The organism is Photobacterium salinisoli (assembly GCF_003614885.1).
Lineage (GTDB): Bacteria > Pseudomonadota > Gammaproteobacteria > Enterobacterales > Vibrionaceae > Photobacterium > Photobacterium salinisoli.
This window is the reverse complement of the sequence record NZ_QZMS01000016.1, coordinates 1-19623: the sequence shown is the minus strand read 5'-3', so window position 1 is coordinate 19623 and position 19623 is coordinate 1. Positions and strand designations below refer to the sequence as shown.

At 51.2% G+C, this 19623-nt stretch carries 18 protein-coding genes and 1 riboswitch; of the genes, 11 read left to right on the top strand and 7 right to left on the bottom strand.

Annotation, left to right across the window (positions count from 1 at the left end):
• Positions 1 to 92 precede the first annotated feature (92 nt).
• The 4 genes from D6M16_RS20995 to D6M16_RS22565 all read left to right on the top strand — a co-directional run bounded on the left by D6M16_RS20995 (position 93) and on the right by D6M16_RS22565 (position 2627).
• Complete coding sequence (locus D6M16_RS20995; protein WP_120513838.1) at positions 93 to 1151, top strand: AraC family transcriptional regulator; 1059 nt, start codon at positions 93 to 95, stop codon at positions 1149 to 1151.
• 228 nt (positions 1152 to 1379) lie between these two features.
• Positions 1380 to 1850, top strand: a complete 471-nt coding sequence (gene ibpA, locus D6M16_RS20990; RefSeq protein ID WP_120513837.1) for a small heat shock chaperone IbpA — start codon at positions 1380 to 1382, stop codon at positions 1848 to 1850.
• Between the two features lie 289 nt (positions 1851 to 2139).
• Positions 2140 to 2469, top strand: coding sequence for a hypothetical protein (locus tag D6M16_RS20985; protein WP_240435676.1), 330 nt, complete (start codon positions 2140 to 2142; stop codon positions 2467 to 2469).
• Positions 2352 to 2627 carry a GNAT family N-acetyltransferase gene (locus D6M16_RS22565; RefSeq protein ID WP_240435675.1) on the top strand — a complete coding sequence of 92 codons (276 nt, stop codon included), beginning with the start codon at positions 2352 to 2354 and terminating at the stop codon, positions 2625 to 2627. Before D6M16_RS20985 ends, D6M16_RS22565 begins: the two co-directional genes overlap by 118 nt.
• A gap of 121 nt (positions 2628 to 2748) precedes the next feature.
• Here D6M16_RS22565 and D6M16_RS20980 read toward each other — a convergent pair whose 3' ends face one another.
• Positions 2749 to 3999: a valine--pyruvate transaminase gene (locus D6M16_RS20980; protein ID WP_120513836.1), complete on the bottom strand. Its 1251-nt coding sequence runs from the start codon at positions 3997 to 3999 to the stop codon at positions 2749 to 2751.
• Positions 4000 to 4450: 451 nt separating this feature from the next.
• Between D6M16_RS20980 and D6M16_RS20975 the strand changes: the two genes are divergently transcribed.
• The gene (locus D6M16_RS20975; RefSeq protein WP_120513835.1) at positions 4451 to 5731 is read left to right on the top strand and encodes a DUF1835 domain-containing protein; all 1281 of its coding nucleotides are present in this window, start codon (positions 4451 to 4453) and stop codon (positions 5729 to 5731) included.
• Positions 5732 to 5925: 194 nt separating this feature from the next.
• On the opposite strand, the gene glyS is transcribed toward D6M16_RS20975, so the two are convergent.
• Together glyS and glyQ are read right to left on the bottom strand one after the other, a co-directional pair.
• Positions 5926 to 7998, bottom strand: a complete 2073-nt coding sequence (glyS, locus tag D6M16_RS20970) for a glycine--tRNA ligase subunit beta (protein ID WP_120513834.1) — start codon at positions 7996 to 7998, stop codon at positions 5926 to 5928.
• Between the two features lie 9 nt (positions 7999 to 8007).
• Positions 8008 to 8919 (bottom strand): glycine--tRNA ligase subunit alpha, encoded by a 912-nt coding sequence (glyQ, locus tag D6M16_RS20965; protein WP_027251759.1) that lies wholly within the window; start codon positions 8917 to 8919, stop codon positions 8008 to 8010.
• 276 nt (positions 8920 to 9195) lie between these two features.
• On the opposite strand from glyQ, the gene D6M16_RS20960 reads away from it, so the two are divergent.
• Both D6M16_RS20960 and D6M16_RS20955 read left to right on the top strand, forming a co-directional pair.
• Positions 9196 to 9888 carry a YiaD family glycine zipper/OmpA-like lipoprotein gene (locus tag D6M16_RS20960; RefSeq protein WP_120513833.1) on the top strand — a complete coding sequence of 231 codons (693 nt, stop codon included), beginning with the start codon at positions 9196 to 9198 and terminating at the stop codon, positions 9886 to 9888.
• A gap of 93 nt (positions 9889 to 9981) precedes the next feature.
• Positions 9982 to 10156, top strand: a riboswitch (yybP-ykoY riboswitch).
• A 19-nt stretch (positions 10157 to 10175) separates the two neighbouring features.
• Entirely contained in the window at positions 10176 to 10733 is a 558-nt protein-coding gene (locus D6M16_RS20955; protein WP_120513832.1) for a TMEM165/GDT1 family protein, read from the top strand.
• Between the two features lie 96 nt (positions 10734 to 10829).
• Here D6M16_RS20955 and tusA read toward each other — a convergent pair whose 3' ends face one another.
• Positions 10830 to 11078, bottom strand: coding sequence for a sulfurtransferase TusA (gene tusA / locus D6M16_RS20950; RefSeq protein WP_027251763.1), 249 nt, complete (start codon positions 11076 to 11078; stop codon positions 10830 to 10832).
• A 137-nt stretch (positions 11079 to 11215) separates the two neighbouring features.
• On the opposite strand from tusA, the gene D6M16_RS20945 reads away from it, so the two are divergent.
• On the top strand, positions 11216 to 11398 hold the full coding sequence (locus D6M16_RS20945) for a hypothetical protein (protein WP_027251764.1): 183 nt from the start codon (positions 11216 to 11218) through the stop codon (positions 11396 to 11398).
• Positions 11399 to 11522: 124 nt separating this feature from the next.
• Here the strand turns inward: D6M16_RS20945 and acuI are convergent, their stop codons facing one another.
• The 3 genes from acuI to fadB all read right to left on the bottom strand — a co-directional run bounded on the left by acuI (position 11523) and on the right by fadB (position 16004).
• Positions 11523 to 12506, bottom strand: coding sequence for an acrylyl-CoA reductase (NADPH) (gene acuI / locus D6M16_RS20940; RefSeq protein WP_120513831.1), 984 nt, complete (start codon positions 12504 to 12506; stop codon positions 11523 to 11525).
• Between the two features lie 148 nt (positions 12507 to 12654).
• On the bottom strand, positions 12655 to 13824 hold the full coding sequence (gene fadA / locus D6M16_RS20935) for an acetyl-CoA C-acyltransferase FadA (protein ID WP_120513830.1): 1170 nt from the start codon (positions 13822 to 13824) through the stop codon (positions 12655 to 12657).
• 17 nt (positions 13825 to 13841) lie between these two features.
• Positions 13842 to 16004: a fatty acid oxidation complex subunit alpha FadB gene (gene fadB / locus D6M16_RS20930; RefSeq protein ID WP_120513829.1), complete on the bottom strand. Its 2163-nt coding sequence runs from the start codon at positions 16002 to 16004 to the stop codon at positions 13842 to 13844.
• A gap of 487 nt (positions 16005 to 16491) precedes the next feature.
• Here fadB and D6M16_RS20925 point away from each other — a divergent pair, with 487 nt between their 5' ends.
• The 3 genes from D6M16_RS20925 to hemG are packed head-to-tail and all read left to right on the top strand — an operon-like array spanning position 16492 to position 19137.
• Complete coding sequence (locus D6M16_RS20925; RefSeq protein WP_120513891.1) at positions 16492 to 17127, top strand: YigZ family protein; 636 nt, start codon at positions 16492 to 16494, stop codon at positions 17125 to 17127.
• A gap of 17 nt (positions 17128 to 17144) precedes the next feature.
• Positions 17145 to 18602, top strand: coding sequence for a TrkH family potassium uptake protein (locus tag D6M16_RS20920; RefSeq protein ID WP_120513828.1), 1458 nt, complete (start codon positions 17145 to 17147; stop codon positions 18600 to 18602).
• Between the two features lie 10 nt (positions 18603 to 18612).
• Positions 18613 to 19137: a menaquinone-dependent protoporphyrinogen IX dehydrogenase gene (gene hemG / locus D6M16_RS20915; RefSeq protein WP_120513827.1), complete on the top strand. Its 525-nt coding sequence runs from the start codon at positions 18613 to 18615 to the stop codon at positions 19135 to 19137.
• The last annotated feature ends 486 nt before the right edge of the window (positions 19138 to 19623 follow it).

Sequence of the window (19623 nt, the reverse complement as noted above, 5' to 3'; positions counted from 1 at the left end):
ATCGCCTTAACATCAGACTGTATACCAGCAGTCATGTTTGACTATGTCTGTTCACGCCAATTTATTGTTGATCTGTGCAACCGGCAGTTGTGATGACATTTTTGGGAGGCAGGCCGCAAGAGTGCGCGACAGTATTGATGGAAGGTTATTACTCAACCCTGAGCAGCTGGATGATCCCTATCGCGAAAGCGATGCAGCATTATGGCCTGGATATGGAGCAGGCTCTCCATGAGTGCGGTCTCGATCTGCGTGAACTGCAGAGCCAGGAAGTACGGATATCCATCCGAAAATTGTCGGCACTGATCGATTACTGTAACCGCTTTTTACCCGAGCAGGATTTTACTGTCCAGATTGCACGGTATTTTCATCCCGGTGTTTTTCATATTCTGGGTTACGCCATGATGTCGGCGGATACCCTGGAAGAGGCGCTGTTACAGCTTGTCGATTATAACAGCGTGGTTTGTGACATCAGTAATCTGCAATTAATCGAGAGCCCGGAAGCTCTGGTGCTGGATATCGCTTTGATGGCCGGGACTGAGGAGCAGTCGCTCATGCGTCGCCAGGAACTGGAAGCTTTTATGGCAATGGTGGTCAGTTTTGCGCGTGATGTGGTAGATGTCGATTTGCAACCGGCTTATGTGACGTTCCAGTTTTCCCCGCCGGCTGACCAAGGGCAGTATCTGAGGGCTTTCTTTCGATGCCCGGTTAGTTTTGAGCAGCCGCGTAATTTGCTGGCATTTGACAGGAGTGCAGCAAGGCAGCCATTACTCAGTGGCAACCCGGCGATACGAGCTGGCCATGAAAAGATCCTCAACGAGTTTTTGGCTCGTATCGATCTGGTGCACCAGGTGAAGTGCAACATTCTCGAACGGCTTTCGCTTGGCGCCCCGACCCAAACCCAGGTTGCAGCGGCTTTAGGAATGAGCGTGCGTAATCTGCAGCGTAAACTCAGTGAGTTAGGCACCAGCTATAAGCAGATACTGGAACACAGCCGTAAAACCCTGGCGCTTAACCATATCCGTCGGCGAGATGTAACCTTAAGTGAAATCGGTTATCTGGTGGGCTTTGCCAGCGAGGCGAATTTTCACCGCGCGTTCAAGCGCTGGACAGGGCAGGCGCCGGGCGAATACCGTCGTCAGTTGCTGGCCTGAGAGGCTGTCGTCTTGCGAGTTCTTGCCTTCATCATTGGATGAGTTGTCGTTGTGAGCCGGTGTCGAAAAATTTTTTTCCATGATCCCTTGAAGCCAATTCAGATGCCCTTATATCTATTTGTGAAGCAGGAGGCGCCAGACATTGGGCCTTCACAGGTTTGTCCATGAGGAAAACCCGCTTCATAACTGATTATCGTAATAGTATTGCTTCATAGAAGGATAGTGATTATGCGTACCCTAGATTTTTCTCCCCTGTACCGTTCTGCCATTGGTTTCGACCGTCTGTTCAACCAGATGGAACAGAATATGAATAACAGCAATGGCGGATATCCTCCATACAACATAGAGCAGCAAGACGAGAACCACTACCGTATTACCATGGCAGTGGCCGGCTTTTCTGAAGCGCAGATGGACATCAGTCAGCATCAAAACCGCCTGATTGTGACGGGCAAACGTGCCGATGCCGACAGCAACGAAGAAAAGCGCCATTATCTGTACCAGGGCATTGCTGAGCGCGATTTTGAGCGCAAGTTTCAGTTAGCCGATCACGTCAAAGTGGTGGGAGCCTCAATGGAAAACGGTTTGCTGCACATCGAACTGGAGCGGGAAATTCCTGAAGAGGAAAAACCGCGTAAGATTGCCATTAACGGTCAGCGTTTGATTGGTCGAGATGAATCGGTTGTCAGCGACAGCCTCTGAGTTTTCTCTGTCTGTATGGAAGGCCAGCCTCAGCGCTGGCCTTTTTTATTGATGGCCATAACTTCCAGAGCTGCGGCCTATGTTTCACGTGAAACACAGGCGGTATCCCATGATGAAGGTTTCACGTGAAACAACACTGTAGTGACGCTTTGGTTTGGGCTATCTTCGTCAAGCGATGATCAATTATCAAGGAAGAAAGACGTGGCTATAGATAGCAAACCACAATTAAGCCTCAACCGTCAGCGCAGCCTATCTGCTGCAGTTGTTACCTGCGGATAAACCAGCCGGATTGTCTCTTGTTATTGCAGCGCCTCATCATGAACGCTTCATTTTCGAATTAAAGAAAGCCGCTGAACGGCAGGCTGTCACACAGGTCTTTGGCTGGGATGAAGCGTTGCAGTATCAACTGCATTTGACTGAGTGGCAGGAATGCCAACCTTTATTGATCTTGATGGACGGCATCCCGATTGGCAGTGTGTTGTTGGAAACGATTGAGCCGGAATGCCTCCGGCTGCTGAACAAGACAGTGCCGGTTCACCGCACAGTTATTTCAGCCGCTTCTTTCTTTTACCGCAATGGCAGGGACGGGGGATCGGCAGTGCGGTGCTACGCGCAGTAATTGCCTGGTCTGACAAAGCACATCGACCTTGTTGCTTAACGTATTTACAAGGGAATCCAGTGAGCGGTTTATATCGGCGGTTTGGATTTGAAAAGATCACTGAAGATTCTCAGTTTGTCACTATGGTTTACCATCCGAATACAAAGACAATCCTTTGAGTCACCGGTATCTGTGACAGAAATTATGCTGCTTGCAGACGACCCTGTCTTGGTCCAGATCAGCAAACAGGGCAGTGAATGCCCTGTGATTTGTCTTTAACGCTTGTGTTTAGTGACACGCTTAGCCTTGCTGATAAGCTTTTGCGATTTCTTCGGCAATGATGGCAATGCCGCGTTGCATCTTTTCGTCTTCCTGCACATAGTTCATGCGCAGGCATTCATGACCGTGTAGCCAGTCTTCATTTAATCCAATGAAAAAGTATTCACCGGGTACTATCAGCACTCCTCGTGCTTTCAGGCGACGGTACAGTTCCATGGTGGTGATTGGCAATTCTTTAAACCACAGCCAAAGGAACATGGCGCCTTCCGGTTTATGGATCCGGAAACGCGGGTCAGGAATGGCTTGTTGCAGCCATTGCACTGCCTGCTGTGACTTTTTCTGGTAGTAAGGTTTGATGACAGTTTCGCTCAAATGCAGCAAGTCGCCTTGTTCGATCATCTTGTTCGCAATCGCAGGGCCAACGCTGCCCGGTGCCAGGCTGAGCACTCCATTCATGTTTGCCAGCGCTGTGGTGATTTCTTCACTGGCAATGACAATGCCGCAGCGCACGCCGGGTAACCCCAGTTTAGAGAGGCTCATGCACAGGATAGTGTTGCGGTTCCAGAACGGCGTGACGTCTTCAAAGATGATGTCAGGGAATGGCATGCCATAAGCATTATCTATGATTAATGGGATGTTGTGCTGCTGGGCGAGCTGATCCAAATGGCGGATTTCTTCGTCGGTCAGCACATTGCCGGTCGGGTTGGTCGGACGCGACGCGCAGATAGCACCGACACTGTCATCAAGGGTCAGGGCGTTGAAATCGACGTTGTACTTAAACAGGCCATTTTCCAGTAAGCTGATCTCGGGCTTATAAGAGATAAACATATCCGGGCTGACGCCGGCATCACCATAGCCGATATATTCTGGAGCGAGAGGTAACAGAATTTTCTTGTGGCGGCCATCGGGAAACTCACCTGCCAGCAAATTGAACAAACTGAAGAAGGCACTTTGGCTACCGTTGGTGAGGCTGATGTTTTTATTGCTGATGTCCCAGCCGTAGCGCTCACTCAGCAGGGCAGCAAGCGCATTAATAAAGGTGTTTTTACCTTGTGGCCCGTCATAATTTGTGATGGCAGCTGTCAGATCGCCGCTGTGATTCAAACTGTTATTGAGCTGGGTAAAGTACTCCACCATAGCAGGTATCTGTGCCGGATTACCGCCGCCTAGCATAATGGCGTCTGGATTACGCAGGCCATCGTTCAAATCATCCATCAGCTGGGTAATGCCTGAGTAGCGGGCAAACTTGTTACCGAATGTAGAAAACTCCATCTTGCTTCGACCTCAGTGTGTCTGTTGTGATTATTTTGTGGGTGAGCCAAACAACATACAACAATGATTCATACAGTGAAAGTGGCTTTAGTCACCGCAGACCAACATAGTGTTCATCATAGGTTCCACGTGAAACACAGACGTAAATCAGGCGTGTCACCTTAAGTTTAGATGAAGCTAACCGGTGAATCGTTGTGTTGGCGACGCGGCCATCCAGGGTTGCAGGTTGGAGGGGGCGATGGTCTGCACGATGGTGATACTTAGGCGACTTGATCCTGAGGCTGGCTTGCTTAATGAGCCGTGTGATGTAACCTTGAATGGCCCTGTCTGCGCCACCTGCTCGCAGAAGAAATATATCCGGGGTCACTGGGTTTGCGGTAACACAGCCGACAACCTATTTTTGCCTGCTCTTCTGTCGTGCGAACTTAGGAATCAAAGAGTATAGGAAATCATGCAAACTGACAGTGCGTTTTCGTTTAACCTGAGCGATCTCAAATCCCAGGCCAAGTCTCGCCTGAAAGCCGTACGCAGTGGCGATCATCATGCCCTGCAGTCTGTTCGGCAGTTACATCCGACACAGACACAGCTCAATCCGGACAATATCACACTGGCAGATGTCCAATTTGTGATGGCCAGGGAGTGTGGGCTGCCCAGCTGGAGTAGCCTGGTACACCATGCTGAAATGCTGGAGCATCACAAACAGCAAATGGAGCAGGGGTGTGAAGCGCTGGATAAGGATCTCGCCACCTTACACATTCGCTGCGGCCATGATATTGCGCAGCGCTTAGCGCAGGCGGGCTTTTATGGCGACTTCTTGCCTTTTATCGATCCCTACTGCATGGGCCCACTCACTGCTGCACCCGATTTCGAACGGCAACGGGCTGACTACATCCGGCAGTATTTACTGAGCGAAATCGGCGATCCGCGAACTACGGATGACATCGTGACTGAGACGGCGGACAAGTTAGCGCAGTTCGCAAACCCTGAGTATCGCAGACTGGTCTTCTGGGTAGAGCACGATAATTACGATCAACTTATGCTGATACGCTTGCTGGCTTATGTGTCGTCACTGCCGGATGTGGCCGACCGTCAGCTTGAGATCATCGAAGTGAATCATTTTCCGGGCAACACCCGTTTTATCGGGTTGGGTCAGTTACCCGCCGAGGGGCTGAGATCGCTCTGGCAGCACAGACGGTCTGTCGATTCTGTGACCCTGCAGAAAGCGAGCGAACTGTGGCAGGGGTTTCGTTCCCCTGATCCTGCTGCGCTGCTTGGCTTGCTCAATGCTCCCTGGCTGAGTCGATTCGAGAACATGGCGCAGGTGATACGCCGCCATTTGCAGGAACTGCCACATCAGCAGTCCGGCCTAAGCCTGACTCAGTCGTTGGCGCTGACCGTGTTGTCGGCATCAGGCACGATGACGGTTGCTGATCTGTTTCGTGGCTATCAAGCGCTGGAGCCGTTACCCTTTTTGGGCGATTTGATGTTCTGGGTATTGCTCAAGCCGTTGCTGCAAGGCAGTCAGCCTTTAATCTGTCTTGAGCCGTCAACCGGTGCAGCTTCCTGGCTGGAACAGACTGTCAGTCTGACTGAGCAGGGAAGATTATGCCTGTCACAGCAGCAAAAGATGGTGTCCGGCACGTATTGGGTCGGGGGGATAAAAGTCAGTCCGGAGCAACATTGGACCTGGGATCATGCATCGCTGTCTTCATTGCATTGGGTTCAGGACTAGTTGAGCCAAGCGACAGTATGACTGGGCTGTTTCACGTGAAACATACAGCGGCAGTGAGCCGGCAGTCAGATCTTAGATTCTGCCTGTCAGCTTTTGGTGCCGGGCGAGAAGGGACAAGCAGATAAAAGAAAGCCCGCTGTAATCTGCGGGCTTTGTGATCAGGTCAGTGAGTCACTGACGCTCTGCTAGGACTGTCAGTTCTGAAGCAGGGAAATATCTGCCACTTTGAGGAACTGATTCCGTAGCTGATTGAGCATCGTCAGACGGTTCACTTTCAGTGCTTCGTCCTCAGCCATGACCATGACGTTGTCGAAGAAGGCATCGACCGAATCGCGCAGGGTCGCCAGCTCTGATAGAGCTTGCTGATAATCACCGGCAGCAAAGACAGGTGCCAGTTTAGCGGTAACTGCTTCTACGTCTTTCGCCAGGGCTTTTTCGGCATCTTCAACCAGCAACTGACTGTCAATCGCCGCAGGTAATTCACCGTCAAATTTCGCCAGGATATTGCCGACACGCTTATTGGCCGCAGCCAGTGATTCAGCCGCGTCCAGAGAGCGGAAATGACTGACTGCTTTGACGCGCTTATCAAAGTCAGCCGGAGAGGTCGGGCGACGGGCCAAAACGGCCTGAATCACATCAACCGTGTGGCCTTCATCCTGATACCAGGCACGGAAGCGGCCCAGCATGAAATCAATCACATCAGCTTCTACGTTTTGGTTCGTCAGCTTATGGCCAAACAGCGCTTTGGCTTTGGCAATCATATCGACCAGATCCAGCTGATAGCCTTTTTCTACCATGATGCGCAGGGCACCCAGAGCCGCTCGGCGCAGAGCGAACGGGTCATTGGCACCTTTAGGGTGCTGACCGATACCGAAGATACCTACCAGGGTGTCCATTTTGTCAGCCAGTGCAACCGCAGCTGCGACATCAGAACCCGGCAGACTGTCACCGGCAAAGCGTGGCATGTACTGCTCGTTAAGCGCGACGGCAACGTCTTCGTGTTCACCGTCAAGCCGTGCATAGTGCATGCCCATCACGCCTTGGGTATCGGTAAATTCGAAGACCATGGATGTCATCAGATCGCACTTTGACAACAGACCAGCGCGCTCTGCGTGCTCAATATCAGCACCAATTTGCTGAGCGATATAACCGGACATCGCGGTAATACGATCTGTTTTGTCACGCAGGGTGCCCAATTGTTTCTGGAACAGTACGCTGTCCAGTTCGTGCAGGCGATCGACCAGCGGACGTTTACGGTCGGTGTTAAAGAAGAATTCAGCATCCGCCAGGCGAGGGCGAACGACTTTTTCATTCCCTTCGATAATGTGGCGAGGCTCTTTGGAGACGATGTTCGACACGAAGATAAACTTCGGTAGCAGTTTGCCGTCAGCGTCGTAGACCGGGAAGTATTTCTGATCACCTTTCATGGTGTAAACCAGAGCTTCGGCCGGTACGTTGAGGAATTCTTCTTCAAAAGAGGCTGTCAGTACCACAGGCCATTCGACCAGAGAGGTGACTTCTTCAACCAGCTCATCGTCCAGATCGGCCTGACCGCCAACAGCGATAGCCGCTTCTTTTGCACCTGCGATGATTTGGGCTTTACGGGTTTCGTAATCTGCGATGACTTTACCGCGTTCTTCCAGGATGGCAGGGTACTGATCAGCATGTTCGATGCTGAATTCAGATTCGCCCATGAAACGGTGGCCACGGATCGTACGTGCCGATTCCACACCCAGAATGGTGCCTGGGATCAGCGCGTCATTGAGCAGCATGACCAGGGTTTTTACCGGACGGATAAATTGTGTCTCTTTATCGCCCCAACGCATTGGTTTTGGAATTGGCAGTTTCGCCAGTGCTGCGGCAGCCAGTTCACAGAGCAGCTCAGCGGCAGGTTTGCCTTTCACTGCCTCTTTGAACAGCAGCCATTCGCCTTTGTCGGTTTTCAGGCGTTCGGCCTGTTCAACCGTAATGCCGTTGCCGCGGGCCCAGCCCTGAGCGGCTTTGGTTGGGTTGCCGTCCGCATCGAAAGCGACACTGATGGCCGGACCGCGTTTCTCGACCACTTTATCTGCCTGGCCGTCCGCCAGTGCGGTGACTTTCAGGGCCAGCCGGCGGGGTGCGGCGTACCATTTGATATGGTCAAAGGCTAATTCAGCCGCGTTAAGTTCCGCCGTAAAGTTTTCGGCAAAGGCTTCTGCCAGGGTGCGCAGGGCTTTTGGTGGTAGCTCTTCCGTACCCAGTTCAATCAGAAAATTCTTGTCAGCCATGCGTGATCCTTACTTGTCTTTTTTACACATCGGGAAGCCAAGTGCTTCACGTGAGGCATAGTAGGCTTCAGCCACTTGCTTGGTCAGGTTACGGATGCGAAGAATATATCGCTGGCGCTCAGTTACCGAGATCGCTTTACGGGCATCCAGCAGGTTGAAGGCATGGCCGGCCTTTAAAATACGCTCGTAAGCGGGCAGCGGGAGAGGCTGTTCCAGTTCAAGCAGTGACTTACATTCTTTCTCGCATTGATCAAAGAAGGTAAACAGGAAGTCGACATCAGCGTATTCAAAGTTGTAGGTCGACTGTTCTACTTCGTTCTGGTGGAAAATGTCACCGTAGGTCACTTTACCTAAAGGACCGTCAGTCCACACCAGATCATAAACAGAATCGACGCCCTGAATGTACATGGCCAGACGCTCGATACCGTAAGTGATTTCACCGGTGACCGGTTTACATTCCAGACCGCCGACTTGCTGGAAATAGGTGAACTGGGTCACTTCCATACCGTTCAGCCACACTTCCCAACCCAGACCCCAGGCACCCAGAGTCGGGTTTTCCCAGTTGTCTTCTACGAAGCGGATGTCATGTACTTGCGTGTCTACGCCCAGCGCTTCCAGCGAGCCCAGATAGAGTTCCTGAATGTTGTCAGGTGATGGTTTGATGATCACCTGAAACTGGTAATAGTGCTGCAGACGGTTAGGGTTTTCACCGTAACGGCCGTCAGTCGGGCGACGTGATGGCTGCACATAGGCGGCCGCAATCGGCTCCGGGCCCAGTGCTCGCAGGCAGGTCATTGGATGCGAGGTACCGGCACCCACTTCCATATCCAGCGGCTGCACGATAGTACAACCTTGCTGGCCCCAGTAATCCTGAAGCGCCAGAATCATGCCCTGAAAGGTCTTGATGTCGTATTTTTGCATTGTCAGCTTCGCGAGATCCGTTGATATAAGTAGAAAAGATAACAATCCAGTATACCTTGGGTCGCCTTGAGGGAGTAGGGGCTGCGCACGTTTTTTGTGCATAACGGCCTCTAATGTAAATTTTTGTCATCAGGCTTCCGCTATAAGCAGAAACAGGGTAAAAAAATTGACAGGTTTTTGATATCTGCCGCCTCTACTTGACTACAATGCAGCAGGATAATGCTTAGCGGAAAAGGCGTTCCATTGGGCAAACTGACAATTTATCGGGGAAAGAACATGCAACAACAATATTCAACAACGTCACGTAAGTGGGTACGCGCTATCCTTTTGGCCGGTGTTACCTCTATGGTAGCCACGGGCTGTACCACAGTTAACCCTTATACACGTGAAGATCAGACGGCGAAATCAGCCAGCGGTGCACTGATTGGTGCAGTCGCGGGTGCGGCTATCGGTGTGGCCTCTTCAAGCAAAAGTGACCGGGGTAAAGGTGCATTGATCGGTGCGGCATCCGGCGCAGCGCTGGGTGGTGGTGTCGGCTATTACATGGATGTGCAGGAAGCAAAGTTGCGCCAGCAACTGGAGTCAACCGGCATCAGTGTTACGCGTGAAGGCGATCAGATTGTGCTGAATATGCCAAACTCCATCACTTTCGGTGTCGACCAGTCTAACCTGAGCCAGCAGGCAATGAATGCGCTGCAAAATGTGGCTTTGGTGGTGAAGGAATACGATAAAACGCAGCTGAATGTCTACGGATTTACTGACAGCACAGGGTCTGAAGCTTATAACCTGCGCTTGTCTCAGGTTCGTGCCAGTGAAGTCAGTAACTATTTGGTTCGCACAGGCGTAGCGGCTCAGCGAGTGCTGGCAAAAGGCATGGGAGAAGCGCATCCGATTGCTTCTAATAGCAGTGATCAGGGACGTGCGCAAAACCGCCGGGTGGAAATTGTATTGAGCCCGACAGCCTCTTGATCCACAAAGAAGCATGCGTTTTGGAAAGAAAGGGAAGCATTGGCTTCCCTTTTTCGTCACTTGATTCCGGTTGCCATTCTGGCTATCATGCGACCTCCTTTGGGGAGTAGCCTTCCGTTCTGACGGAACAATCATCAACATAATTGAAGCAAAATCTTCATGGTGATTGTGACTGACCATTACTCCGGTCAGTTTGGCGAGACCATAGGCAAATCGACATGAACCGGGGTGGGGCGTGTCTGTTTGTCTTTGGTTAGCATAATAATCCTCGCCCCAATGAGCATGTCGTGAGCATTTTAGCTGTTTCTATTACAACGGTCGCCCTGGCTGAGATTGGGGACAAAACCCAGTTATTGTCATTGTTGCTGGCCAGTCGGTACCGCAAGCCTGTTCCTATCATTCTGGCCATTTTCCTGGCGACTCTGGCGAACCATGCTTTAGCTGCCTGGTTAGGAGTTGTTGTCGCAGATTATCTGTCGCCTGAGATTTTAAAATGGGTGCTGGTAGTGAGTTTTGTGGTGATGGCGGGCTGGATTTTGATCCCGGATAAACTGGATGACGATGAGACCATTTCAAACCGTGGCCCGTTTGTTGCCAGTTTCATTGCATTTTTCATTGCAGAAATCGGCGATAAGACGCAGGTAGCAACCACTATGCTTGGAGCGAAATACCATGATGGCCTGATGCTGGTCGTGCTGGGTACCACTATTGGTATGCTGCTGGCGAATGTGCCTGTGGTTCTGATTGGTAAACTGTCCGCGGATAAAATGCCGCTGGGGCTGATTCGGAAAGTGACGGCAGGCTTATTTGCTTTGCTGGCACTGGGTGCCGCCTTTGGCCTGTAACCCGGATTGAGTGAATAGTGGGCGTTTTATGCCTGCGATCAATGATATTGTCATAAGGCAGCGTTAGGCTGCCTTACTTATTTCTGTCATTTGTTGTTATGGCTTGCCCTTACGGATCAGGTAGCGGTATGGCAGTGAGTCTGTTTCCGCTGCCAGCAGTGTATGGTCCATAAACCGGCAAAAGCTGGGGATGTCTCTGGTGGTGGATGGATCATCGGCCAGCACTAATAGTGTGTCGCCATCTGCCATCCTGCGAATAGTTTTACGCACCATCATGACAGGTTCCGGACAACGCAGTCCTTGTGCTTCCAGATTGTGAGTGGCGGATTCAAATTTCGTGATCATAGTGAAGCCATATCGTAAATGAGAGCCAGATCATACTCACGGATAATAAACAATCAACCGGGGGTTGGCAAAGGTAACAATTATGTGTAACTTAGTTAACAACTTGTTAACCAATTTGTCATCGCAGGGAGGCGAAAATGATTACTCAGATGGATAGACTGACTATTTACTGTGTGCTGTGCTTTATCGCTTTCTGCTCTATTGTGCTGCGCAATGCAAACGACTTAACTCTCTTTTCGCTGGCGGGCTTGGTTGCCGCGGCGATTGGACTCTGGCTCGAGCTCTCTCATTCTCCTGAGCTTGAAGAAGAGGAAAGCTAACTTTCACATCTACTACACTCCCCAGTTTTCTTGGGCTTCCCCGCTTTTATAGCGGGATTTTTTTTATCCAGGGTACAGAAAAAATCACCCGGCCAGTGTAGCTGACCGGGGGCGTTATGGTTTATCAGGACAGTTTAACCAGCGTGCGCCCGGTGACCTGGCCTTTAATGATGGCTTGGGCAAACTCTGGCACTTGTTCCAGCGATATGGTCCGGCCGGCCTGCTGATAAAAACTATCCGGCAGCAATTCGCTCAGACGTTGCCATGCCTGCTGGCGTTTTTCGTATGGACAATATACAGAATCGACTCCAAGCAGCCGCACATTGCGCAGGATGAAAGGCATCACTGTGGTCGGTAAATCAAAACCACCTGCCAGTCCGCAGGCCGCGACCGCGCCATTATAATCCATTTGAGTCAGCACTTTGGCCAGGACTTTGCTGCCCACAGTGTCGACGGCACCCGCCCAGCGCTGTTTCTCCAGCGGTTTGGCCGCTTCTTCCAGTTCACTGCGTTCAATGATGGACTCTGCTCCCAGCTGTTTCAGCAGCGCTGCGTTTTGAGCAGAGCGGCCAGTTACCGCTGCAACGCGATAGCCCAGTCTGGACAGCAAAGCCACGGCAACGGAACCGACACCACCGCTGGCGCCGGTGACCAGAATCTCGCCAGACTCAGGCGTGACACCAGCATCCTCCAGAGCCTGGATACAGAGCATGGCGGTTAAGCCGGCTGTACCTATGACCATAGCCTGTTCGGCATTTAAACCTGCCGGCAGGGGAACCAGCCAGTCGGCTTTCACTCGTGCTTGCTGAGCCATGCCGCCCCAGTGATTTTCCCCTACGCCCCAGCCGGTCAGTATGACCGGATCGCCCGGCTGGTAGCGGCTATCATCGGAAGTGATGACAGTACCGGCAAAGTCGATACCCGGCACCATAGGAAACTGACGGATAATTTTGCCAGCGCCAGTAATAGCCAGGCCATCTTTGTAATTGAGCGAGGAATACTCGACAGCGACTGTGACATCGCCGTCCGGCAACTGGCTGTGGTCAATATCGCCAACATGAGCGTGAGTCGTTTTGTCTTGCTGGTTGAGGATCAGTGCCTTAAACATTACGGTTCTCCGTGCAGGGAATAAGCGTCTGTTTTTGATTGTAATGAGTCAGAGTGTCTCATACCTGAACCTAAAACAACTTTTGTTTGATTATCGATATAAAAAAGCCCGCGACAGGTGCGGGCTTAATCGGTACTAAGGTAACGGATTAGTCGTCAACGCGCTCAAAGATGGTCGCAATGCCCTGGCCTAAACCAATACACATGGTTGCCAGACCGTATTTCACATTCTGATGTTCCATCAGGTTGATCAGCGTGGTTGAGATACGGGTACCGGAGCAGCCCAGTGGGTGACCCAGTGCAATAGCACCGCCGTTGAGGTTCACTTTTTCATCCATTGCATCCAACAGACCCAGATCTTTGGCGCATGGCAGAGACTGAGCGGCAAAGGCTTCGTTCAGCTCGATCATGCCGATATCCTCGATAGTCAGGCCGGCACGTTTCAGTGCTTTTTTCGACGCAGGTACCGGGCCGTAACCCATGATTGATGGATCGCAACCGGCTACCGCCATTGACTTGATACGGGCACGAATGCGCAAGCCCAGTGCTTTGGCTTTGCTTTCGCTCATGATCAGCATAGCTGAGGCACCGTCAGACAGGGCTGAGGATGTACCGGCTGTCACAGTGCCGTTGGCCGGGTCGAACACAGGGCGCAGACCGGCCAGAGCTTCAACTGTGGTTTCAGGGCGAATCACTTCATCATAGTCGAATACTTTGAGTACGCCGTTCTCGTCATGGCCTTCGGTCGGTAAAATTTCATTCTTGAAGCGGCCTTCAACGGTAGCGGCATAAGCACGCTGGTGAGAGCGGGCAGCGAATGCATCCTGCTGCTCACGGCTGATGCCGTGCATACGGCCCAGCATTTCAGCGGTCAGACCCATCATACCCGCAGCCTGAGCCACAGACTTAGACAGACCAGGGTGGAAATCCACACCATGGTTCATCGGCACGTGGCCCATATGCTCCACACCGCCAACCAGGCAGATATCGGCATCACCGACCATGATGGCACGGGTGGCACTGTGCAGCGCATCCATCGAAGAACCGCACAGGCGGTTAATGGTGGTAGCGCCTACAGTGTGCGGAATACCTGCCAGCAGCGCTGCGTTACGGGCAACGTTGAAACCCTGCTCCAGAGTTTGCTGGACACAGCCCCAGTAGATATCTTCAATGGCTGCTGGGTCAACCTGAGGGTTACGTTCCAGCAAGCCTTTCATCAGATGCGCTGACAAATCTTCAGCGCGTTTGTTACGGAAAGCACCGGCTTTTGAACGCCCCATAGGGGTACGGATGCAATCAACAATTACGACGTTATTCATGTGTGTGTTCCTCGTCCTTAAGCGTTTACTGGTGCGTTGTAATAGCTTTCGCCTTTAGCGGCTTTTTCACGAAGACCGGCAGGGACTTCGTAAACAGCGCCCAGATGCGCGAATTTTTCTGCCATTGCTACATAGTTCGCCAGGCCGATTGAATCCAGGTAACGGAACACCCCGCCACGGAACGGAGGGAAGCCCAGGCCGTATACCAGCGCCATATCGGCTTCGGCCGGTGTGGCGATAATGCCTTCTTCCAGGCAGCGCACCACTTCGTTAATCATAGGCACCATGGTACGGGCGATGATGTCTTCATCACTGAAATCAGCTGCGCGGCTGACAACAGGGGCCAGTAGTTCAGCTACTTCTGGAGCCAGATCTTTCTTCGGCTTGCCTTTTTTATCGACAGAGTAGGCATAGAAGCCTTTGCCGTTTTTCTGGCCCAGACGCTGGCTTTCGAACATCACGTCGACCGCATCTTTGTAGTCTTTACCCATGCGATCCGGGAAGCCTTCAGCCATCACCGCCTGTGCATGGTGTGCCGTGTCGATACCAACAACGTCGAGCAGGTAAGCCGGGCCCATAGGCCAGCCGAATTTCTTCTCCATGACTTTATCAATCTTGGTGAAGTCAGCGCCGTCACGCAGCAGCAGGCTGAAACCGGCAAAGTAAGGGAAAAGTACGCGGTTGACGAAGAACCCCGGGCAGTCGTTGACCACGATAGGGGATTTGCCCATTTTGGCCGCGTAAGCCACCACGCGCGAAATCGTTTCTTCCGAGGTGTGCTCGCCGCGGATAATTTCAACCAGCGGCATGCGGTGTACCGGGTTGAAAAAGTGCATGCCGCAGAATTTTTCCGGGCGCTTCAACGATTTCGCCAGCAGGTTGATTGGAATGGTAGAAGTGTTCGAGGTGATCACCGTATCTTCGCCGACACGCGCTTCCACTTCCGCCAGTACAGCGGCTTTCACTTTCGGGTTTTCAACCACAGCTTCAACAATCACATCGGCTTCTTCAATGCCTGCGTAATGCAACGTTGGCTGGATGGATGCCAGGATTTTAGCCATTTTCAGGCCATTCAGTTTGCCGCGTTCCAGCTGCTTGTTCAGCAGTTTTGAAGCTTCATTCATCCCCAGATCCAGCGATGGCTGAGCGATGTCTTTCATCACAACCGGTACGCCTTTCAATGCCGACTGGTAGGCAATACCGCCGCCCATAATACCGGCACCCAGAACGGCTGCACGCTGGGTGTCTTTGCCTTCTTTAGCGGCTTGCTTCGCTTTGCCTTTGATGTACTGGTCATTGAGGAAGATACCCACAAGCGCTGGGGCAACATCACTTTTGGCCAGGGCCACGAAACCTTTGTTTTCTACTTTCAGGGCGTCATCACGGCTCATGCCTGCAGCTTCTTCAATACACTTAACGGCAGTGATTGGAGCAGGATAATGCGGGCCGGCCACTTGCATCACCATGCCTTTGGCCATAGTGAAGCTCATGGTTGCTTCAATTTTGTTGAGTTTCAGTGGTGCTTTTTTCTGCTCACGGCGTGCTCGCCATTCCAGCTTGCCGGCAATGGCATCTTTTAGCATGGTCAGCGCGGCTTCGCGCAGAGTCTCTGGTGCCACAACGGCATCCACAATTCCAAGCTTTAAGGCTTCGTCGGCTTTTTTGGCTTTACCGCCAGCGATGATGTCCATGGCCGGATCGGCGCCAATCAGGCGAGGCAGGCGTACGGAGCCTCCCCAGCCAGGCATAATACCCAATTTGGTTTCTGGCAGGCCTACCAGCGCAGTATTGTCTGCAACGCGCATGTCTGTTGCCAGCACGCACTCACAGCCGCCACCCAATGCAAAGCCGGTAATAGCGGTAATGGTCGGGACCGGGATGTCTTCCAGGCGGTTAAAAATGACATTGGCTTCTGCCAGCCAGCTGGACAGAACATCAGCGTTTTGGGTCATGATGTCAGGAAACTCGGTGACGTCCGCACCAACTATAAAGGCGGATTTACCGGAAGTCAGGATGACGCCTTTCAGTTCATTTTGCTGATACAGCGCGTTGATAGCTTCACTGAGGTTTTCCAGGGTCTTGCGATCCAGCTTGTTGACGCTGCCTGGCGCATTGAAGTTGATTTCCGCAATGCCATCTTCCAGATAGCTTACGGATAGGGTTTCACCTTGGTAAATCATGTTCTATCTCCGTGAATACCGGTTCATTGCCGGTTTGATTTTAACTGGTTTGGCCTCCAACCAGGTTAAAGATTAGTCTGAACCTGTTGCAAAGGGATTTCAACACCTATTTTAAACAATTGTTTAATATTTGATATTAGTATGTAACTGAGGCTGATTTACATCGCTGGCTTTAGGCTTATCTCTGGGTTTCCCGGTATAGGTGTTATGGTTTTTTGTTTTTTATTTCAATTTGTTGTGTGGTAACTCAACAGGTTGCCACCATGCCTTCGCCGTGGACTGTCATTCATGTATAGTCCATGAAAATAATAACAATGGCGTTACTCTTTGAATTTTGCGGGCTGTTCCGAATGATCCGCCAAACCCATTGCCATCACCTGATATGGAAAGGCACGATCGATAGACGGCTCTTTGTTGTTCGCTGTGAATCTGTGAGCGCGTTTATGCTATCCTTGCGCCTTTGTATGGCGTCATGTGGGCAGGCAAAATGGATCAGGCTCCTTATCTAATACCAGCGGAACCCGTTGTTTTCGAACAAGAGATCAAAAAAAGCCGTTTCATTACCTATTTAGCCCACACACCCGGTGCGGAGGTGGCGAAAGCCTTTGTTCAGAGCATCAAATTACGTCATGCGGATGCACGTCATAATTGCTGGGCCTTCGTGGCCGGCCGCCCTGAAGATTCCATGTCCTGGGGATTCAGTGATGACGGCGAGCCATCCGGAACGGCCGGTAAACCTATGCTGGCCCAGCTCAGTGGCAGTGGGGTCGGGGAAGTAACGGCCGTCGTCACACGCTACTATGGCGGCATCCGGCTGGGGACGGGCGGTTTAGTGAAAGCGTATGGCGGCGGGGTGCAGCAGGCGCTTGCTGTGCTCACAACCAAAGAAAAGGTCATTACTTCACCACTTTATGTCCGCTGTGCGTATAATCAGGTGCCTTTACTTGAGGCTGTGATCGCTGAGCATCATGCTGAAGTGCAGAGCGCTGATTACGGGGTTGATGTCACCATGGATATTCTGCTGGATGCTCGCTTAGCCGAAACATTCAAGGCCGTGCTGATCAATCGCAGTGGCGGCCGGATTGTGATTCAGGACGCAAACAATATTTTGAAGAACCAATAATGAGCGCCCGCTAGATTATGCAAATTCGTTCCATTATCCGTATCGTTGGCCTGTTACTGGCGCTATTTAGTGTCACTATGCTGGTACCGGCCCTCATAGCATTGCTGTACCGTGACGGTGCGGGGTTTCCTTTTGTGGTGACCTTCTTTATTTTGCTGGCGGGCGGAGCGGCACTCTGGCTGCCTAATCGTCATCAAAGGCGAGAACTGAAAGCCCGTGACGGATTTTTAATTGTTGTGCTGTTCTGGACAGTTATCGGCAGCGCCGGTGCAGTGCCCTTTATTTTGTCTAAGACACCGGATCTCTCTTTTACCGATTCTTTTTTTGAGTCGTTTTCCGCTCTGACTACCACGGGTGCCACCGTCATTGTGGGGCTCGATGAATTACCCAAAGCCATCTTGTTCTACAGACAAATGCTGCAGTGGTTTGGCGGTATGGGGATCATTGTACTGGCCGTGGCTATCTTACCTGTTTTAGGTATCGGTGGTATGCAGCTTTACCGGGCTGAAATCCCGGGACCGGTCAAGGACAGTAAGATGACCCCCCGTATTGCAGAAACCGCCAAGACGCTCTGGTATATCTATCTGACACTGACAGTTGCCTGCGCCGGTGCTTTCTGGCTGGCCGGGATGGATCTCTTTGATGCCATTGCACACAGCTTTTCGACCGTCGCTATTGGCGGTTTTTCGACACACGATGCCAGTATCGGCTATTACAACAGTACCGCCATTAATATGGTCACTGTGGTCTTTCTTTTGATCTCCGCCTGTAACTTTTCATTGCACTTTGCGGCATTTTCCAACCGAGGCCATAACCTGCGAACCTATTGGCGTGATCCCGAGTTCAAGGCTTTTCTGGTTATACAGCTGATCCTGCTGCTTATTTGCTACGGCATGTTAATGAAGCACCAAACCTATGACAGTTGGTGGACGACTCTGGATCAGGCATTGTTTCAAACTGTCTCTATTTCAACGACAGCCGGTTTTACTACAACCAGTTTTTCTGAATGGCCACTGTTTTTGCCCGTATTGCTTCTGTTCTCTTCCTTTATTGGTGGTTGTGCCGGTTCCACGGGAGGCGGGATTAAAGTGATTCGCGTACTGCTGTTGTTTTTGCAAGGCGTCAGGGAGCTTAAACGTCTGGTGCATCCCCGTGCTGTGTATACCATTAAAGTCGGTAACAAAGCCCTGCCGCAACGTGTGGTGGATGCGGTCTGGGGATTCTTCTCCGCCTATGCACTGGTGTTTGTCATTTGCATGTTGGTTCTGGTCGGGACGGGAATGGATGAGCTGACGGCATTTTCGGCAGTCGCTGCCACCCTCAATAACCTGGGTCCGGGATTAGGGCAAGTCGCTGTTCATTTCGCAGAGGTGAACGACGCGGCAAAGTGGACATTAATCGTGGCCATGCTGTTTGGGCGTCTTGAGGTATTTACTTTACTAGTGCTATTCACCCCGACATTCTGGCGAAACTAAGGAGAAGTGTGTGGAGAAGGTTTTATTGCTGCACTCCAGCTGTGACGGTCAAACCATCAAAATCTTACGCTATATAGAGCAGCAGTTAGGCGGGCACTATCAGTGTGAGACACAGGATATTCACCGGTCACCTGAGATTGACTTTACTCGCTATGACCGAGTGCTGATTGGTGCATCCGTTAGATATGGCCATTTAAATAAAAAGCTGTATCAGTTTGTAGCGCAGAATCAGCAAGCTCTGGATAAACATAAAGCGGCTTTCTTTTGCGTAAACCTGACCGCGCGGAAACCCGGTAAGGATACACCGGAGACCAGCGTCTATGTGCAGAAGTTTCTGCAGAAATCACCCTGGCAGCCCAAGCTCTTGGCCGTATTCGCCGGAGCGCTGCGTTATCCGCGTTACCATTGGTTTGACCGAACCATGATTCAGCTCATTATGCGAATGACTGGCGGAGAAACCGATACGACAAAAGAAGTCGAATATACGGATTGGGACAAGGTTAGTGCTTTTAGTCAGGTGTTTAAGCAACTTTAATGGTTAAAAAAGGGGGCTTTTGATGAGCTTTTGTTCGAAAAACAATAAAATCAAAAAAAATCTGAAAATGCGCTTGCGCCCTGAAATAAAGTCCCTATAATGCCGCCTCACTGAACGGGATTACGGCAAAGAAAGCTGAAAACCAGAGGTTCACAGGAAAGTTGTTCTGAAATAGATTGAAAAAAGTGTTTGACACAGTTTTTCATTTCGATAGAATGGCCGCCCTGTCCACGACAAGTCAATGGCTAGTCTGGAAAAGCTCTTTAACAATTTGACCATGCAATCTGTGTGGGCACTCGACAATGATACAGTCATAAAAGATTTATCAGTGAACTGAGTGACCAAATGGTAGCGCTTTTTCGAAAGGGTTACCGGCACAGTCAATTCGTTTCAACTTCGGTTGGAACATCAGTAATCACTGAGCCGCCTTTCTTCAGAAAGGCAACAAAACTTTAATTGAAGAGTTTGATCATGGCTCAGATTGAA